The organism is Arthrobacter sp. 05L417 (assembly GCF_056397865.1).
In genome coordinates this window covers 81,719-99,431 of the sequence record NZ_JBFTOG010000006.1, presented here as the reverse complement: position 1 = coordinate 99,431, position 17,713 = coordinate 81,719, and the positions used below count along the sequence as shown (strand labels likewise).

The window sequence follows — 17,713 nt, the reverse complement described above, 5'->3', positions numbered from 1 at the left end:
TGCTAAGGACGTCGGGAACTTTTCCGCGCGAATTCGCGTGTTTGTAGAAAAAGTCTCCCCAAATGGCGGTTCGCATTGGGAAGTCCGGACTTTTACAGACATAATGTCCTTGTGACATCTGCGACCCATGCCCCCAGTACCCCGGCGCACCCGACGCTGAATCGCCCCAATTTGGTTTCCGTTGGAACCGTTGTGTGGCTTTCCAGTGAGTTGATGTTCTTCGCCGGTCTCTTCGCCATGTACTTCACGCTGCGCTCCACGTCGGGCGCGCTGTGGGCGGAAGAAACCGGCAAGCTCAACTTCCCGTTTGCGCTTGTAAACACGATCGTTCTTGTGTCAAGTTCCTTCACTTGCCAGATGGGCGTCTTCGCCGCCGAGCGACTTGAGCCGCGCCGTCGAGGTGGTGTTCTGCAGTTCACCCGCTGGGGCATGAACGAATGGTTCATCCTGACGTTCATCATGGGCTCCTTCTTCGTTGCCGGCCAGACCACCGAATACGCAATGCTTGTGTCCGAGCACGTTACGCTCTCGGCCAATGCCTACGGTTCCGCGTTCTACATGACAACCGGCTTCCACGGCCTCCACGTCATTGGCGGCCTCATCGCCTTCCTGTTCATCATTGGGCGCGCATACGCCGCCAAGAAGTTCGGGCACTTTGAAGCGACCTCGGCAATCGTCACCTCGTACTACTGGCACTTCGTGGATGTTGTGTGGATCGGCCTCTTCCTGGTCATCTACGTACTGAAGTAGCCCGGCACCGACTCTTGTTCCACAAGAGGATGAATTTTAAAGAAGCGGCTCGCGGAGCCGACGCAGGATCGAAAAAAGGAACCACCACGTGAAGGCACTCTCGCAGAAGCGACGTCATCCACTGGCAGCCATTGCGCTGCTGCTGATGGGACTCCTCGTCACTGGTGGGCTCTACGCCGTTGCCACAACGGTCAACCAGGCGAAGGCAGACACCACTACCTTCAGCGCAAGCGACGCCCAGGAAGGCGGCAAGCTCTTCGCCGCCAACTGCGCCACCTGCCACGGCATGGGCGCCAGCGGAACCAAGGACGGCCCCTCGCTGGTCGGTGTGGGTGCTGCTGCAGTTGACTTCCAGGTTGGCACCGGCCGTATGCCCATGCAGATGAACGGACCCCAGGCCCAGGAAAAGCCGAGGCAGTTCAACGACCAGCAAACCCAGCAGCTGGCAGCCTACGTCGCCTCGCTCGGCGCTGGCCCGTCAATTCCCGATGCATCGCTGCTCGACGAAAACGGAGATGCCGCCAAGGGTGGCGAACTCTTCCGCGTCAACTGCGCGATGTGCCACAACGCCGCAGCCGCCGGCGGTGCCTTGACCCGTGGAAAGTTCGCTCCGGCCCTGGCTGGAGTCTCAGGCCAGCACATCTATGAAGCCATGGCCACTGGTCCGCAGAACATGCCCGTCTTCAACGACGCCAACATCTCTCCTGAAGGCAAGCGCGACATCATCACCTTCCTGAAGAAGATCGAAACCAACGGCTCGCCGGGTGGAAACGACCTCGGAGGCCTGGGTCCGGTATCCGAAGGTCTCTTCGTCTGGGTTGCAGGCCTCGGCGTCATCATCGCCTTCACCATCTGGCTGACGTCCCGTACGTCCTAGGCCAGCGCACTACAAGAACTTCTGCTGTCCCCACAGCAGTTTTGAATTGAACATTAACCCGGTTACGGCCGGGACAACGAGAGAAGGATGAGGCGAATTATGGGCAACCATAGTGACGGCAGTCCGAACCACTCGGGCACCGTAGCTACGGCTGGTCAGAATGTTGTGGAGAAGTTCCAGGATCCTGGGCTTCCTCCGCACCGTTTGCGCCTGGCTGACACGGACCCGCGAGCCGCTAAGCGAGCCGAGCGACAGGTAGCCATACTGTTTGGCATCTCCGTCATCGGCACGGTGATCTTCCTGGTGTCGTACTTTGCCATCGATCTTGGGCAAGACTCCACGATCGCAACGATCCGCACCCAGAACCTGTTGCTCGGCCTTGGCACCGCATTCGCGATGCTTGGCATCGGCACGGGCATCGTGCACTGGGCCAAGGCCCTCATGCCGGACCACGAGGTATCGGAAGAGCGCCACGCCATCCGTACCGAGGAAGACCGCCAGGCAGCCGTGCGAATCGTCGAGGACATCGTCGAGGAAACCGGCATCAAGCGTCGCCCGCTGATCCGCAACACCCTTCTGGGTGCCGTGGCGCTGGCGCCCCTCCCGGCCTTGGCAGTATTCGGTGACCTTGGTCCCCGCCCGGACAACACCCTCGCTCACACCATGTGGGCTCCCCAGGACGGCAAGCTCAAGCGCCTCACCCGCGACCCCGACGGAACTCCGATCAAGGCATCGGACGTTACCATTGGTTCTGCGTTCCACGTGATCCCGGAAGGCCTCAACGAACTCCAGGAGGGCAAGCTCAACGCGAAGGCCAAGGCCGTCGTTTTGCTCATGCGCCTCAACCCGGATGACCTGACGATTTCCAAGGGCCGCGAAACCTGGAGCTACAACGGAATCGTTGCCTACTCCAAGATCTGCACCCACGTCGGCTGCCCCGTTGCCCTTTATGAGCAGCAAACGCACCACCTGCTGTGCCCGTGCCACCAGTCAACCTTCGACCTCACCAAGGAATGCAAGGTTATCTTCGGCCCCGCCAGCCGTCCGCTCCCCCAGCTGCCCATCGCGGTAGACGCTGAGGGCTACCTCGTAGCCACGAGCGATTTCAAAGAACCTGTAGGACCGAGTTACTGGGAGCGTGACGAGCATGAGCGCCTCATCAACAGCTGAAGTCCCCTTCGTACCCAAAACCAAGGTTGGCCGGATCACGGACTTCGTTGACGAGCGCGTCGGCGGATCCGGAATCCTGCGTGAATTCGGCCGCAAGGTCTTCCCCGACCACTGGTCCTTCATGTTCGGTGAGGTGGCGCTGTATTCCTTCGTCATTCTCCTCATGTCGGGTACCTTCCTGACGTTCTTCTTTGACCCGTCGATGGCCGAGACCCACTACACGGGTTCTTACACGCCGCTGACCAACGTCGAAATGTCGGTCGCGTACAACTCGTCGCTGAACATTTCCTTCGACATTCGCGGTGGCTTGTTCTTCCGCCAGGTCCACCACTGGGCGGCTTTGCTCTTCGTGGCGTCGCTTGGTGTCCACATGCTGCGTGTGTTCTTCACGGGTGCTTTCCGCAAGCCTCGTGAAATGAACTGGGTGGTGGGCGGCGTCCTGCTCATCCTGGCCATGGCTGAAGGCTTCACGGGATACTCGCTTCCCGATGACCTTCTCTCCGGTAACGGCCTGCGAATCATCGATGGTGTCATCAAGTCCATCCCGGTGATCGGTACGTATATCTCGTTCTTCCTTTTCGGTGGCGAGTTCCCGGGTACGGCCATCATCGGCCGCCTGTACGTGCTGCACATCCTGCTGGTCCCGGCCATGATTCTGCTGATGATCGTCATCCACCTCTTCATGGTGGTTGTGCACAAGCACACGCAGTACCCCGGCCCGGGTCGCAACGACGGCAACGTCGTCGGTTACCCCTTGGGACCGGTTTACGCCGCAAAGGCCGGTGGCTTCTTCTTCATCGTGTTCGGTGTCGTCGCGCTCATGGCCGCGATGTTCACTATCAACCCGATCTGGAACTACGGACCGTACGACCCCTCCCCAGTGTCGGCCGGTACCCAGCCCGACTGGTACATCGGCTTCGTCGACGGCGCCTTGCGACTCATGCCTGGTGTTGTCAACGACTTCCACTTCGAATACATCATCTTCGGCCATGTGCTGACGCTGAATGTGCTGCTGCCCGCATTGGTTCCCGCAGGCATCATTTTCACGGTGCTGTTCATGTACCCGTGGATCGAACGCTGGATCACCAAGGACAACCGCGAGCACCACGTGCTCGACCGTCCGCGTAACGCTCCCACACGTACCGCCATTGGCGTCGCAGGCTTTACCTGGTACTGCGTCATGTGGGCCGCTGCCGGCTCGGACCTCATCGCGACGCACTTCCACGTTGCCCTGAACGACGTCACGTACTGGCTGCGTACGCTGTTCTTCATCGGCCCGATCATTGCGTTCATGGTGACCAAGCGCGTGGCCCTTGCGCTCCAGCGCAAGGACCGTGAAATTGCCTTGCACGGCCGCGAAACCGGCCGCATCGTGCGCCTGCCGCACGGTGAGTTCATCGAGGTACACGCACCCCTCGACGACTACAAGCACTACAAGCTTGTAGGCTTCGAGTCGCCTTCCCCGTTGCCGGCCGAGCCGAACGAGCACGGTGTGGTCACCCCGAAGGAGAAGCGCCGCGCGGCATTGTCCAAGTGGTTCTTCGAAGACCGTGTTTCTCCGGCAACACCGGCCGAGCTTGAAGCGGCTCACGGACACGGCCACCATGAGGCCATCGAGTCCGGCGAAGAGCACAAGAGCCTGAGCCACTAGCTCCCGCAGAGAGCACAGAGAAGGCCCCGTCCACGTGGACGGGGCCTTCTCTCGTTGTTCGGGCTTTCAGCCGGGCGGCCCTGGATGCTTTGAGTTAGTGGGTGCGGTACCCCGTGGATTGGCTTCGGGTGGAGCGAACGCCCGGGCGCTGCAACGGGACCCACAACTTATACCGATCGGCCCGATAGTAGGACACGGAGTAGTCCACCATGGCGCGGGCAACGAAAGCGTGGCGCTGAATCTTGAGCAACGGCGTACCAACATCCACGTTCAACAGCCGCGCTGTCGATGGCGATGCTGCCGTCGCTTCGATCATGTCCTCTCCCCACTCCATCACCAGTCCGTACTTCTCACTCAGCACGTTGTACAAGGAGGTGGGAGGCGCCTCGTCCAAAAGACCTGGCACGCGATGGGCGGGGATGAAGTTCTCGTCCACGCTCATGGGTTCGTTGTCGGCGAGCAGGAGCCGTCTGAAGCGGACCAACGGCGTCCCTTCCTCCAGCTGGAGTTCCCTCGCCAGGAAGGCACTCGCCGCGATCTGCTCAAAGCTCAGGACCTTGGCTGCCGGAACCATGCCGCGGCGTTGCATTTCCTCGCTGTACGACGTGAGCTTCACTTGGAGGTCCAGCTTCGGTTTGCGGACGAAAGTTCCCAGTCCAACCACCCGTTCAATGACTTCCTCGCCGACGAGGGCATCAATGGCCTGCCGCACCGTCATCCTGGCAAGTCCGAAGCGTTCGGACAAGTCCCGCTCCGAAGGCAATGCCGCACCGGGCTTGCAGGACTCGGAGATGTAGCTGCGCAGGATCTCGCGCAGCTGAACGTAGATGGGAGTGCCGCTCTTGCGGTCGATCTCCCCCGCGATACGTGCTGCCTCAGCTGGCACGACGGACTCCGGCCACAAAATCATTCATGGATTAAGCGTAGGCGAATCCACCGGCAGGTCTAGACCAGCTGAGCGCTGCGAACGTTGCCGTCGCGTGGCGGCGCTAGGCTTGTAGGGATCAAAATCGCAGTCGGCATTTCGGCCGTCCGAGTCAAAGGAGCCGGTTTGCCCGAGCACAAAGCCATCGTCGCCGCAGAGATCGGCCTCCACGCACGTGCTGCCGCCGTGTTCGTGCGGGCTGTGACAGCCACAGGCCTACCGGTGACGATCCGCAAGCCCGGCCAGCAAGCAGTGGATGCGCGTTCTTTGCTCGAGGTCATGACCGAAGATTTCGGCCACGGTTGCGAGGTGGTCCTCTCGGTCTCCGGAGAAGCGCTACAAGCTGGTCGCACGCTTGATGAGGTCAACGATGCCTTGGCCGCGCTTTCGGCCGTCCTGGAGGCCGTAGAAGGTCAGTGAGCGGGCAAGGCCGACGAGCCGGGCCTCCCCCGGGGGTAGCTTGCGGTCATCGTCCTTAACAACAACGACGTCGGGCCCCACCAATTTGGTGGGGCCCGACGTCGTATTCAGGTACTTCTAGTGCGCGTGGTCTCCACGGCTGTACTCGAAGACCCAACCGACCAAGGCAACGAGGGCCAGGCCAGCGGCGACAAAGGTAATCCAGAAACCCACGGCGAGGCCAAGGAAGCCACCGGCGCAAGCCAGACCGAGGACCAGCGGCCACCAGCTCCAGGGGCTGAAGTGTCCCTGCTCGCCGGCGCCTTCGTGGATCTCAGCATCCGCACGGTCTTCCGGGCGCATGCCGACTCGCTTGCCAGTGAAACCGAGGTAGCCACCGATCATGCCTGCCAGGCCACCGACCAGGAGAATGCCCAGGGTTCCAACCCACTCAGACCAGTGGGTCAGGAAACCGTAGGCCAGTGCGACGGGGACGAAGAAGAAGGTCCCGGCTCCAAAGATCCATGATTCGATTTTCACTTGGCGTCCTTCTGATCAGCGTTGCCGAGCACCTTTGCTGCCGGCTCAGGGCTCAGCGCAGTGTGGTGCTGAGCGAGTTCCGGGTGGTGGAGGTCCAAGGCAGGACGTTCGGAACGGATGCGGGGCAGCGAGGTGAAGTTGTGCCGCGGCGGCGGGCAGGATGTGGCCCACTCGAGCGAAGCGCCGAAGCCCCAGGGATCGTCCACCTCCACCTTCTTGTTGCTGCGCCACGTGATGTAGACGTTCCAGAAGAACGGCAGGAGTGAAGCGCCCAGCACGAAGGATGAAATGGTGGAGAACTGGTTCATCCAGGTGAAGCCGTCCTGCGGCATGTAGTCCGCGTAGCGGCGGGGCATGCCCTCGACGCCGAGCCAGTGCTGGATCAGGAAGGTGCCGTGGAAGCCCAGGAACAGGAGCCAGAAGTGGATCTTGCCGAGGCGTTCGTTGAGCATCTTGCCGGTCCACTTGGGCCACCAGAAGTAGAAGCCCGCGAACATGGCGAACACGACAGTTCCGAAGACCACATAGTGGAAGTGCGCTACGACGAAGTAGGAGTCTGAAACGTGGAAGTCAAGCGGCGGGGAGGCCAGGATGATGCCGGTCAGGCCGCCGAAGAGGAAGGTGACCAGGAAGCCGATGCTCCAGAGCATAGGCGTCTCGAAGGTAATCGAGCCCTGCCACAACGTACCGATCCAGTTGAAGAACTTCACGCCGGTGGGTACCGCGATCAGCATCGTCATGAAGGAGAAGAACGGCAGGAGTACCGATCCAGTGACGTACATGTGGTGGGCCCAGACAGTAACAGAAAGGGCAGCGATGGCAATGGTCGCGTAGACCAGGCCCTTGTAGCCGAAGATCGGCTTGCGGCTGAATACCGGGAAGATCTCAGAGACGATGCCAAAGAACGGCAGCGCAATGATGTAGACCTCGGGGTGGCCGAAGAACCAGAACAGGTGCTGCCACAAGACAGCTCCGCCGTTCTCCGGATCGAAGATGTGGGCTCCGAAGCGGCGGTCTGCGCCGAGGGCGAAGAGCGCGGCGGCGAGCGGCGGGAAGGCCATGAGAACCAGGATTGCCGTCACGAGGGTGTTCCAGGTGAAGATCGGCATGCGCCACATCGTCATGCCGGGAGCGCGCATGCAGATGATGGTGGTAATGAAGTTCACGGCACCGAGGATGGTTCCGAAACCGGACAATGCCAGGCCGAAGACCCAAAGGTCTCCACCCACGCCCGGGGTGAATGTCGTGTCCGACAAGGGGGCATAGGCGAACCAGCCGAAGGAGGCGGCACCCTGCGGGGTGATGAAGCCGGACACCGCGATGGTGGAACCGAAGAGGAAGAACCAGAAAGCCAGTGCGTTCAGTCGCGGGAAGGCAACGTCGGGGGCACCGATCTGAAGCGGCATGATGACGTTCGCGAACCCTGCGAAGAGCGGCGTCGCAAACATCAGCAGCATCACGGTGCCGTGCATCGTAAACAGCTGGTTGTACTGTTCCTTGGTCTGCAGGATCTGCATGCCGGGCTCGAAGAGCTCGGCACGGATCAGCAGCGCCATGACACCGCCCAGGCAGAAGAACACGAAGGACGCGATCAGGTACATGTACCCGATGGTCTTGTGGTCAGTGGAGGTGATCCAGTTGACGACGATGCGTCCCTTGGATTTCGGTACTACCGGAGCGTCGAGGACCCCGGCGGATTGAGTGTAAGTAGCCACGTCGCTTCCCTTAATTCTTTGCGTTCAGGTTCGGGTTGCGGTCGTACTTCGAATCGAGAAGACCGGTGTTGCCGCTCTGGCGAAGCTGGTCCATGTGAGCTTGGAACTCAGCCTCGGAAACGACCTTCACTCGGAACAGCATCTCTGAGTGGTATTCACCGCAAAGTTCGGCGCACTTGCCGTCATAGGTTCCCTCCTTGGTGGGGGTCAACCTGATGTAGTTGGTCTTGCCGGGGATCATGTCGCGCTTCTGAAGGAAGGCGGGTACCCAGAAAGAGTGAATGACGTCGCGGGAGTTCAATTCCAGGTCAACCGACTTGTTGACCGGCAGGTACAAGGTGGGGAGCTTGTCCTTGTCCACGTTGTTGCCCGTGAGGTGCGCCTGGACGCCGGCCTCGTGAAGGTCTTCGGAGATGACCGAGCCCTTCACATAGTTGAAGTCCCAAGCCCACTGCTTGCCGCGGACGTCAATGGTGACGTCGGCCGGCTGGGAACGATCATCGATTGCTCGCTGGTCCTGGTCGGTGAAGTAGAAGAACACCAGCACCATGAACAGCGGAATGGTCAAATAAAAGACCTCCAGAGGGAGGTTGTAGCTAAGCTGCTTCGGGAAACCCGTGGTGCCCTTGCGGCGGCGGTAGGCGATGATGCACCAGACCAGCAGGCCCCAAGTAATAATGCCCACGGCGAGGGCGGCGATCCATGAGTTGACCCAGAGGTCCATGATCCGATCGGTGTTGCTGGTGGTTCCACGTTCCGTGGGCAACCAGCCTTTTTCTACCTCTGGTGAACATCCGGTCAAAACCAACGCGCCGGCTAGTGCCAAGCCAGTGATCGAGGTGATCTTTATGCGTCGGCTGCCGGTTCGGTTCTGCGAACTCACAGACGGCCCTTCCTCTTGTTGCTGCAGCCCGGCAGGCCGAAAGCCCACCGGGCACACTAAAGTTTTACTACCCGATGTAGAGCTTACCGCTACCGAGCGGTTTTCGCTGACATGCTGGCCCAGTGCGTCGGCACGGGTTCAACCCGTTCCTGAACTGGGCCAACAGTCTGCGAATGCCCGGGTTTAGTGGAACGAATCGCCGCAGGCGCAAGACCCGCCGGCGTTAGGGTTGTCGATGGTGAAGCCCTGCTTCGAGATGGTGTCCTCGAAGTCGATGCTGGCACCGCTCAGGTAAGGCACGCTCATCTTGTCGACAACCACTTCGACGCCGTCGTAGTCGCGGACGGCGTCGCCGTCGAGCAGGCGCTCGTCGAAGTAGAGCTGGTAGATCAGGCCCGAGCAGCCGCCCGGCTGAACAGCGACGCGGAGCCGCAAGTCCGTGCGGCCTTCTTGTTCGAGAAGGCTCCGGACTTTACCTGCGGCGACATCGGTCAACTTGACCTCGTGCTCAGGAAGCTCGCCGCCTGCGAGCTGCGCTCCGGTGCTGTTTTCGTTGGTTGCAGTGCTCATTGGCCTACCTTCTTATGACGCTCTTGGCGGCTGCGCCTTCGCGCTGCCTGCCCTTACCCAAATACGTGCGGGTTATAGCTACATGCTACGTCCAGCCAGCGCATAGCTATAACTCCTAACGTAACCGGCCGGACCCTTACGTTGTTCCCGGTCAATGCGGGTGTGGGCTCAGGCGCCTTCCGAGTTCAGCCGGGCCAGCATCAGTGCTTCTGCCAGAACGGCGTTGCGGAAATCTCCGATGTGAAGCGATTCGTTGGCGCTGTGGGCCCGTGAATCCGGGTCCTCGACACCAGTCACCAGGATCTGGACATCGGGATAGGTTTCCGTCAGGTCCGCGATGAACGGTATGGATCCGCCGATCCCCATCTCAACGGCGGGCACACCCCAGGCTTCGCCCAGGGCCCACATCGCGATCCGGGCCGCCGCCGATCCAGTGTCGGTGGAGAAGGCATTGCCGCGCTCCCCCGGCACAAACGTCACCTTCGCCCCGAAGGGCGCGTTCGCCTCCAGGTGCCTCCCCACTGCGTCCATGGCGGCATCGGGATCTTGCCCGGGAGCCAAGCGCAGGCTGAACTTGGCCCGCGCGGAGGGGAGCAGGGTGTTGGATGCGACGTCGACGGCGGGTGCGTCGATGCCGATGATGGACAAGGCGGGCTTGGTCCAGAGCCTCGAAGCGATGCTGCCGCTGCCGGCGAGCCGCACGCCGTCGAGCACGGAGGCGTCGGCGCGGTACTGTTCCTCGTCCACGTCCTCAACGACGTCGTCCCTGGCCACCAGGCCCTCGATGGCCACGTTGCCGTCGTCGTCGTGAAGGGTAGCGATGAGGCGGGACAGCAGAGTCGGCGCATCCAGTACCGGACCACCGAACATGCCGGAGTGCACGGCGTGATCAAGGACCCGCACTTCGAAGGTGCCGTCCACCAAGCCGCGGAGGCTTGTTGTCAGCGCGGGAACGCCGACCTTCCAGTTGCTTGAATCCGCCACAACGATGACGTTCGCTTCGAGGAGCTCGCGGTGTGTTTCGAGGAACGTGCGGAACGTCGGCGAGCCGGCCTCTTCTTCGCCCTCGAAGAACAAGGTGACCCCGAGGCCGAAATCGTCTCCCAGTACCTGTGTTACCGCGGCATAGGAAGCCAGATGGGCCATGATTCCCGCTTTGTCGTCGGCTGCGCCACGGCCATAAAGGCGGCCGTCGCGTTCCTCGGCGACGAAAGGCTCGGTGTCCCACAAGGTCACGTCGCCCGGCGGTTGCACATCGTGGTGCGCGTAGAGGAGGATCGTTGCTTTGCCTGGCGCGGCAACGCGGCGAGCAACGATAGCGGGGCCCCCGGGAGTCCCGTCGGCCTTGTCACAGCGCAGGATCTGTACGTCGCGGAAGCCCGACTCACGGACCAGCGCCGCAACAGCCTCGGCGCTCCGCTCCAGTTCCGCCGGGTCAAAGCTTTGCCAGGCGATCCCCGGGATAGCGACCAGGTCTTTCAAACGAGCCATGGTCTCGTCAAAAGAAGCATCGATCGAGGACTTGAGCGCATCAACATTGATTGTGCTGGAGCCGCCGGAAAGGGTCTGCGGGATCTCCGCATTCATTGAAGTCATGGCGAAAAGACTACCGCCGGGAGTGGTGCTGGGGAACCGGACCGGGCGGCGTGGCGGGCGCTATCGGAGGGCGGCACGTCACGTCGACTTTGGCGCGGTTCGTGCGGGGTATTCTGTAGTGGTGTTTGGACGTAAAAAGGATGAGCCGAGCGCTCAGGACTCAATAGACCAGCTTGCCGCCGAAGCCCTCGTGAAAGGCGCCGGCAAGGGCGCTCCCACGCCCAAGCGCAAGGAGCAGGAAGCAGCCCGCAAGCGCCCCCTGGTGCCGACGGACCGCAAGGCCTCGAAAGAAGCCGAGCGCATCGCCATGCAGGACCAGCGCCAGAAAATGCGCCAGGCCCTGGACACCGGCGATGAAAAATACTTGCCGCTGCGGGACAAGGGACCCCAGAAGCGTTTTGCGCGCGACTATGTAGATGCCCGTTTCAGCCTGGGTGAGTACCTGATGTTCGGTGCCCTGCTGTTCGTGGTCATCTCCTTCATCATTCCTGCGGGAAGCGACGTCCTCAGCTACATCCTGATCGGGTTCTGGGTCATGTTCCTCGCGGTCTTCGCGGATGTGTTCGTACTCTCCCGCAAGTTGCGCAAGGGCTTGACGCAGAAGTTCGGCGACGTCGAGCGTGGCACCGTCTGGTACGGCAGCATGCGTTCCCTGCAATTCCGCCGCCTGCGCCTGCCGAAGCCGCAGGTGCAGCGAGGCCAGTACCCCGCTTAAGTCCCCCCCATCGCCAAGGACACGAGTCCGACGAATCAAAAAGACCCTGGAACAGCTATTCCAGGGTCTTTTTGATTGTCCGCACGTGGCGGTTCAGGTGCCCGGCCGTCGGCTCCCTGTTTAGCGGCGACGCTTCGCGAGGGCTCTGTTGATGCCGGCGGCCCAGAACGGACCTTCGTACAGGAACGCCGTATAGCCCTGCACGAGGGTTGCTCCGGCGTCGAGCCGCTCCTGGACGTCCGCGGCAGACTGCACACCGCCGACGGCGATGAGCACGAGCCCCTCCCCCACAGCGGCCTTCAGGCGGCGCAATACCTCGAGCGAACGCTCCTTGAGCGGTGCACCGGAGAGTCCGCCGGCGCCGCACGCGTCCACTTTGCCCGGATCGGAAACCAGGCCTTCCCGGCCGATGGTGGTGTTTGTGGCAATGATCCCGTCGAGCTTGAGGTCCAAGGCGAGGCGGGCGACGTCGTCAATGTCTTCGTCACTCAGATCCGGTGCGATCTTGACGAGCAGCGGCACATGGCGGCCGGCGGATTCGTCCGCGGCGTCGCCTACGGCGCGCAAGAGCGGGCGAAGTGTTTCGACGTTCTGGAGCAGGCGCAATCCCGGAGTGTTGGGCGAGCTGACGTTGACTACCAGGTAGTCGGCGGCGGGTGCCAGGCTGCGGGCGCTGACCAAGTAGTCCTCAACTGCGTCGTCGAGCTCGACAACCTTGGTCTTGCCGATGTTGACTCCGATCACGGGACGAACGCCTGAATGCGCCCGCTGCAACGCCGCCCGGGCGGCCTTGAGCCGCGGGGCCACGGCCGCCGCGCCGTCGTTGTTGAAGCCCATGCGGTTGATCACGGCCTTGTCCTCGATCAGGCGGAAAAGCCGTGGCTTCTCATTTCCGGGCTGTGCCTGGCCGGTGATCGTACCTACCTCCACGTGGCCGAAGCCCAGCTCAGCGAGGGCTTCGATTCCGTGGCCCTCTTTGTCGAAACCGGCCGCAAGACCGAAGGGCGACGGAAACGTCAGCCCGAAAGCCTCCGTGCGCAGGGAGGGGTGCGGGGCCGTCATTTTGGCCAGAACGCGTCCTGCTCCTGAGCTGTGTGCAAAGCGGATCGCCTGGAAGCCGATCTTGTGGGCCTTTTCGGCATCCATCCAGGAGAAGGCCAACTTGAAGAATGTGGGGTAAACGCGCATGGTCCTAGTTTTCCGGTTTACGGGTCGCGCACCAAACCAGGGCGGTTACCGGACGGTAGCATGTACCAATGCCGAGCAATCCGCGTGATGGAGTTCACTCCAAGGCAACTATTGAAGCCGATGTCGTCGTCATTGGGGCGGGACTGTCGGGACTGGTCGCCGCGGCCCAAGCCTACGCCGACGGCAAACGGGTTGCTGTCCTGGACCAGGAACCCTCCGCCTCCGTGGGCGGCCAGGCACATTGGTCTTTCGGCGGCTTGTTCCTGGTCGACTCTCCCGAGCAGCGGAGGCTGGGCGTCAGGGACAGCCCCGAGCTCGCCTTGAGCGACTGGCTGGCGTCCGCGGCTTTTGACCGGCCGGAAGACTACTGGGCCCGGCGGTGGGCGGAAGCCTACGTGGATTTTGCCGCCGGCGAGAAGCGCCGCTGGCTCAACTCCCTTGGCGTGCGGATCTTTCCACTCGTGCAGTGGGCCGAACGCGGCGGCTATGGTCCCCAAGGCCACGGCAACACGGTCCCGCGGTTCCACGTCACGTGGGGCACGGGACCCGGCGTCGTGCAACCGTTCCTGGCAAAAGTGAACGAGGGTGTGGCCCGCGGAAGGATATCCCTCCATTTCCGGCATCGCGCCACGGAAATTACGACGACGGCGGGCCGCGTCACCGGGGTCGTCGGCGAGATCCTCGAGGCGTCCGGAGCCGGACGCGGCGAAGCATCGCCAAGGACCGTCGTCGGGCGCTTTGAGGCGACCGCAGGAGCGACCATCGTGACCACCGGCGGAATCGGCGGGAACCACACCATGGTGCGGAGGCAATGGCCGGACGGCCGTGCGCCGGAACACATGCTGAGCGGTGTACCGGCATCCGTCGACGGCGAGTTCCTCGCCGCCGCTGCTGCCGCTGGTGGAAGGCTCATCAATGGCGACCGCATGTGGCACTACCCCGAAGGCATCCACAACCACTCCCCCGTGTGGCCTTCGCACGGCATCCGTATACTGCCCGGTCCGTCGTCGCTGTGGATTGACGCGACAGGCCGGCAGTTGCCCGCCCCGCTCTTTCCGGGCTTCGATTCGTTGGGCGCCCTCCGCCATATCCTGGCGAGCGGACACGGACATTCGTGGTTCGTGTGCAACCGCACCATCGCTCTGAAGGAATTCGCCCTGTCGGGGTCGGAACAGAACCCGGACCTCACCGGCAAGGACATCAGGCTCCTCGTTTCCAGGCTCAATCCCGGCAGCGATTCTCCATTGCGCCTCTTCCTGGACCGCGGCGTGGATTTCCTGCAAGCCGAAACGGCCGCGGAGCTCGCTGCGAAAATGAACTCGCTGACAGGCTCGGCCCTGATAGATCCTGCCCGGCTCGATTCACTCATCCACGATCGGGACCTGCAGGTGGCGAGCGGACTGGGCAAGGATCCGCAGCTCGCCGCGATCCGGGCGGCGCGGCGTTTCGCCACCGACAAGATCATGCGGGTGGCCCCTCCGCACCGGCTCACCGACCCGGAACACGGTCCGCTCCTGGCCGTTCGCCTCTCCGTCCTGACGCGCAAGAGCCTGGGCGGACTTCAAACGGACCTTCGTTCACGCGTGCTTGACGATTCCGGAACTCCCGTCCCCGGACTGTACGCGGCGGGCGAGGCCGCCGGCTTCGGCGGAGGAGGCATCCATGGATACCGGGCGTTGGAAGGAACCTTCCTTGGCGGGTGCCTGTTCTCCGGACGCGCAGCCGGGCGCGATGCCGCGGCGAGTGTCTAAGCTGTTCCCATGGAGTGGCAGACCGATATCCTCGGTGCGGACTTCGAAAGTTGCGCATTCGAGGCGGCCGGACCTGATGGAGTTGTCCGGCGCGCAACGCTGGTCCGCCATGTCCCGCGCCAAGGCGCGGACAGCCCCGGTGGTTTTCCCGCGCCGGCCAACCGTTCGGTCCTGTTCCTGCACGGATGGAGCGACTACTTTTTCAACGTCGCCCTGGCGGAGTTTTGGACGGGTCAAGGCTTCCATTTCTACGCGTTGGACATGCACAACCACGGCCGCAGCCTGCAAGCGGACAGGCCTGGCGGTTACGTCGAGCACCTGAACGACTACGACGCCGAAATCAGCAAAGCCATCGATATGATCCGTTCCGCGGACCAGCGTAGTCAGGAGCCCGGCTCGTTGACCCTCATGGGGCATTCCACCGGGGGCCTCGTGGCCGCGTTGTGGGTCAGTGGCCACCCCGGCTCGGTCCAGTACCTCGTCCTGAATAGCCCGTGGCTTGAAATGCATGGAAGTTCCGTGGTCCGCCGTGCCGCGCAGACCATGGTGAAGCCCCTCGCACGGTTCCGGCCCACTACCATCCTGCGCTTGCCCGAACGCGGCTTCTATTTCCGCAGCATCAGCAGCTCGGCCGAAGGCGAATGGCTCGTCGACGAAAAATACCGCCCGCCTTTGGCCTTTCCCATGCGGGCCGGTTGGCTCAGTGCGGTCCTCAGCGGCCACACGAGGGTAGCCCGGGGGCTGAGAATAGATATCCCGATCCTGGTTTTGATTTCCGGAGCGAGCGCCAACGGCATGGTCTGGCAAGAGTCCATGCGGCACTCGGACGCGGTCCTGGACGTCAACACCATGGCAGTCCGGGCCATGACCCTTGGCCGGACGGTCACCCTGGAACGGGTGGACGGCGGCCTCCACGATGTCTTCCTGTCGGCCGGCCCGGTGCGCGCCGATGCCTATGACAGGCTTGCGCGTTGGATTCACGGATACATCACCAACGGGCCACGGACTGAACCTCCGGCGGGCCGTGAGCTGGGACAAGCGGGGGAAACGCCATGACGACTGAACTCGGGGTGCCGGTCTGGCAACACGACTTCCTGGGCGGCGGATTCGAGGCCTTGGAGCTGGAACTTCCACCGGACGAGGAGGGTCCCGTCTGCGCCACCCTCGTCCGACACATCCGCCAGGTGGCCGCACCGTCAGTGCCGCACGGGCTCCTGGATGCCTTGACGGCATTCACTCGACGGCGACGCCGGCACGACGTTCCCGTCACCCAGGGGCCGCCGAGGGTGGTGCTGTACATCCACGGCTGGGCGGACTACTTCATGCAGACGGAGCTGGCGGAGTTTCTCGGCGCCTCAGGATTCCATTTCTATGCCCTTGACCTGCGCAAGTTCGGGCGGAGCCTGCGGCCCGGTCAGACTCCCGGCTACACCACCGACCTCACGGTCTATGACGAAGACCTTGACGCCGCCCTGCGTACCATCCAGCAGGATGTTGCCGAGCTGACGGGTAGCGCGGAGGCACCCACCGTCCACCTCCTGGCCCACTCGCTCGGCGGCCTGATCGCGGCGCTGTGGGCCGACCGGAACCCCGGCCGCATTGCCACGCTGACGTTGAATTCGCCGTGGCTGGAGCTCCAGGGCAGCAGCCTGATCCGCAGCATGGCGATGCGTCTGGTGGAACCATTTGCGCGTACCGACCCCAAACGACCCTTTCGTTTCCCTGAGATGCCGGCCTACTGGGAAAGCGTGAGCAACCTGGCCCACGGCGAATGGACCCTCGATCCGGAATGGAGGCCCCGGGCTTCCTTCCCGATCCGTGCAGGGTGGACAAAGGCAGTCCTCGCGGGGCACGCCGCCGTCGAACGCAAACTCAATATCGACGCCCCGGTGCTCGTGCTGCTTTCCGGCCGGACCCGGATCCAGGCCGAATGGACCGCGGAGCTCATGCGCGTCGACGCCGTGATCGACGTAGAGCAGACGGCCCGTCGGGCGCTGGGCCTTGGCCGCCGGACAGCGGTATTCCGCTATCCGGGCGCCCTTCACGATGTATTCCTGTCAAGGCGTACCATCCGACAGCAGGCCTACCGGGACGTAGCTATCTGGTTGGCTTCCTACCCGGACTGAGCGGTTCGCAGCACGCTTGTGCTAATTCGGTACCGCGGTCAGCGGGGTGCCGCAGCGTCTACCGCGCCCCCGTAGCGGCGGTCCCGTTTGGCATAGATCTCGACGGCGTCCCACAAAGTCCGGCGGTCGACGTCGGGCCACAGCGTGTCCATGAAGACGAATTCCGCGTAGGCGGATTGCCACAAGAGGAAGTTCGAGAGCCGCTGCTCGCCGGAGCTTCGCAGGAACAGGTCCACATCCGGAAGGTCCGGTTCATCGAGGTACCTCTGGATGGTCTTCTCGGTGACGGAGCCGGGTTTCAGGCGGCCGTCAGCAACATCCTGGGCAATCGCGGCGACGGCATCGGCGATTTCGGCGCGGCCGCCGTAGTTGACACACATGGTCAAGGTGCAGGTGTCGTTGCCGCGCGTGTACTCCTCGGCGTCTTCCAGCTCCTTGATGACGGAGCCCCACAGCTTGGGCCTCCGTCCTGCCCAGCGGATCCGCACTCCCCATTCATCAAGCTGGTTGCGCTGCCGACGCAGCACATCCTTGTTAAATCCCATGAGGAAGCGCACTTCCTCAGGAGAACGGCGCCAGTTTTCGGTGGAGAAAGCGTAGACACTGACGTACTTGATGCCCAGTTCGATCGCGCCCGCCATCACATCCAGCAGGGCCGGCTCCCCCGCCTTGTGACCTTCGATGCGCGGGAGGCCTCGTTGGTTCGCCCAGCGGCCGTTGCCGTCCATGACGATGGCCACGTGCCGCGGTATCAGTTCTGCAGGGATGGCCGGCGGCCTGGCGCCCGAGGGATGGTGGTAGGGGGCCCTCACCGGGGTGGTCCGCGCCGTTGCCGTCTTCTTTTTTCCCAGTGCCAC

At 62.7% G+C, this 17,713-nt stretch carries 17 protein-coding genes; 9 read left to right on the top strand and 8 right to left on the bottom strand.

What is annotated here, in order from left to right:
* Positions 1-111 precede the first annotated feature (111 nt).
* From ctaE to qcrB, 4 genes are all read left to right on the top strand, one after another.
* Positions 112-750, top strand: a complete 639-nt coding sequence (ctaE, locus tag AC1DJW_RS07705; RefSeq protein WP_236810900.1) for an aa3-type cytochrome oxidase subunit III — start codon at positions 112-114, stop codon at positions 748-750.
* An 88-nt stretch (positions 751-838) separates the two neighbouring features.
* Entirely contained in the window at positions 839-1,627 is a 789-nt protein-coding gene (gene qcrC, locus AC1DJW_RS07700) for a cytochrome bc1 complex diheme cytochrome c subunit (RefSeq protein ID WP_284752218.1), read from the top strand.
* A gap of 99 nt (positions 1,628-1,726) precedes the next feature.
* Positions 1,727-2,797, top strand: a complete 1,071-nt coding sequence (gene qcrA, locus AC1DJW_RS07695; RefSeq protein WP_284752219.1) for a cytochrome bc1 complex Rieske iron-sulfur subunit — start codon at positions 1,727-1,729, stop codon at positions 2,795-2,797.
* Positions 2,775-4,448 (top strand): cytochrome bc1 complex cytochrome b subunit, encoded by a 1,674-nt coding sequence (qcrB, locus tag AC1DJW_RS07690; protein WP_476901073.1) that lies wholly within the window; start codon positions 2,775-2,777, stop codon positions 4,446-4,448. Before qcrA ends, qcrB begins: the two co-directional genes overlap by 23 nt.
* Positions 4,449-4,542: 94 nt before the next feature.
* Here the strand turns inward: qcrB and AC1DJW_RS07685 are convergent, their stop codons facing one another.
* Positions 4,543-5,358 (bottom strand): GntR family transcriptional regulator, encoded by an 816-nt coding sequence (locus tag AC1DJW_RS07685; RefSeq protein WP_284752220.1) that lies wholly within the window; start codon positions 5,356-5,358, stop codon positions 4,543-4,545.
* A gap of 141 nt (positions 5,359-5,499) precedes the next feature.
* On the opposite strand from AC1DJW_RS07685, the gene AC1DJW_RS07680 reads away from it, so the two are divergent.
* Entirely contained in the window at positions 5,500-5,793 is a 294-nt protein-coding gene (locus tag AC1DJW_RS07680) for an HPr family phosphocarrier protein (RefSeq protein ID WP_476901072.1), read from the top strand.
* A 117-nt stretch (positions 5,794-5,910) separates the two neighbouring features.
* Here AC1DJW_RS07680 and AC1DJW_RS07675 read toward each other — a convergent pair whose 3' ends face one another.
* From AC1DJW_RS07675 to AC1DJW_RS07655, 5 genes are all read right to left on the bottom strand, one after another.
* Entirely contained in the window at positions 5,911-6,312 is a 402-nt protein-coding gene (locus AC1DJW_RS07675; RefSeq protein ID WP_284752222.1) for a cytochrome c oxidase subunit 4, read from the bottom strand.
* Entirely contained in the window at positions 6,309-8,027 is a 1,719-nt protein-coding gene (gene ctaD, locus AC1DJW_RS07670) for an aa3-type cytochrome oxidase subunit I (protein ID WP_284752223.1), read from the bottom strand. Before ctaD ends, AC1DJW_RS07675 begins: the two co-directional genes overlap by 4 nt.
* 10 nt (positions 8,028-8,037) lie before the next feature.
* Entirely contained in the window at positions 8,038-8,910 is an 873-nt protein-coding gene (gene ctaC / locus AC1DJW_RS07665) for an aa3-type cytochrome oxidase subunit II (protein WP_284752224.1), read from the bottom strand.
* A gap of 183 nt (positions 8,911-9,093) precedes the next feature.
* Positions 9,094-9,480, bottom strand: a complete 387-nt coding sequence (locus AC1DJW_RS07660; protein ID WP_059390004.1) for a HesB/IscA family protein — start codon at positions 9,478-9,480, stop codon at positions 9,094-9,096.
* Between the two features lie 168 nt (positions 9,481-9,648).
* A complete protein-coding gene (locus AC1DJW_RS07655; RefSeq protein WP_476901071.1) occupies positions 9,649-11,076 on the bottom strand; it encodes a M20/M25/M40 family metallo-hydrolase in 1,428 nt (475 codons plus the stop codon).
* Between the two features lie 121 nt (positions 11,077-11,197).
* Between AC1DJW_RS07655 and AC1DJW_RS07650 the strand changes: the two genes are divergently transcribed.
* Positions 11,198-11,791, top strand: a complete 594-nt coding sequence (locus AC1DJW_RS07650) for a DUF3043 domain-containing protein (RefSeq protein ID WP_284752226.1) — start codon at positions 11,198-11,200, stop codon at positions 11,789-11,791.
* A gap of 120 nt (positions 11,792-11,911) precedes the next feature.
* Here AC1DJW_RS07650 and AC1DJW_RS07645 read toward each other — a convergent pair whose 3' ends face one another.
* Positions 11,912-12,979 carry a quinone-dependent dihydroorotate dehydrogenase gene (locus AC1DJW_RS07645; protein WP_390277313.1) on the bottom strand — a complete coding sequence of 356 codons (1,068 nt, stop codon included), beginning with the start codon at positions 12,977-12,979 and terminating at the stop codon, positions 11,912-11,914.
* Positions 12,980-13,047: 68 nt separating this feature from the next.
* Here AC1DJW_RS07645 and AC1DJW_RS07640 point away from each other — a divergent pair, with 68 nt between their 5' ends.
* Genes AC1DJW_RS07640 through AC1DJW_RS07630 form a run of 3 tightly spaced genes read left to right on the top strand, consistent with a single transcriptional unit; the run spans position 13,048 to position 16,856 of the window.
* On the top strand, positions 13,048-14,730 hold the full coding sequence (locus AC1DJW_RS07640; RefSeq protein ID WP_476901070.1) for an FAD-binding dehydrogenase: 1,683 nt from the start codon (positions 13,048-13,050) through the stop codon (positions 14,728-14,730).
* A 9-nt stretch (positions 14,731-14,739) separates the two neighbouring features.
* Positions 14,740-15,786: an alpha/beta hydrolase gene (locus tag AC1DJW_RS07635; RefSeq protein WP_284752229.1), complete on the top strand. Its 1,047-nt coding sequence runs from the start codon at positions 14,740-14,742 to the stop codon at positions 15,784-15,786.
* Complete coding sequence (locus AC1DJW_RS07630) at positions 15,783-16,856, top strand: alpha/beta hydrolase (protein WP_284752230.1); 1,074 nt, start codon at positions 15,783-15,785, stop codon at positions 16,854-16,856. Before AC1DJW_RS07635 ends, AC1DJW_RS07630 begins: the two co-directional genes overlap by 4 nt.
* Positions 16,857-16,894: 38 nt before the next feature.
* Here AC1DJW_RS07630 and AC1DJW_RS07625 read toward each other — a convergent pair whose 3' ends face one another.
* On the bottom strand, positions 16,895-17,713 hold the full coding sequence (locus AC1DJW_RS07625; protein ID WP_390277321.1) for an isoprenyl transferase: 819 nt from the start codon (positions 17,711-17,713) through the stop codon (positions 16,895-16,897).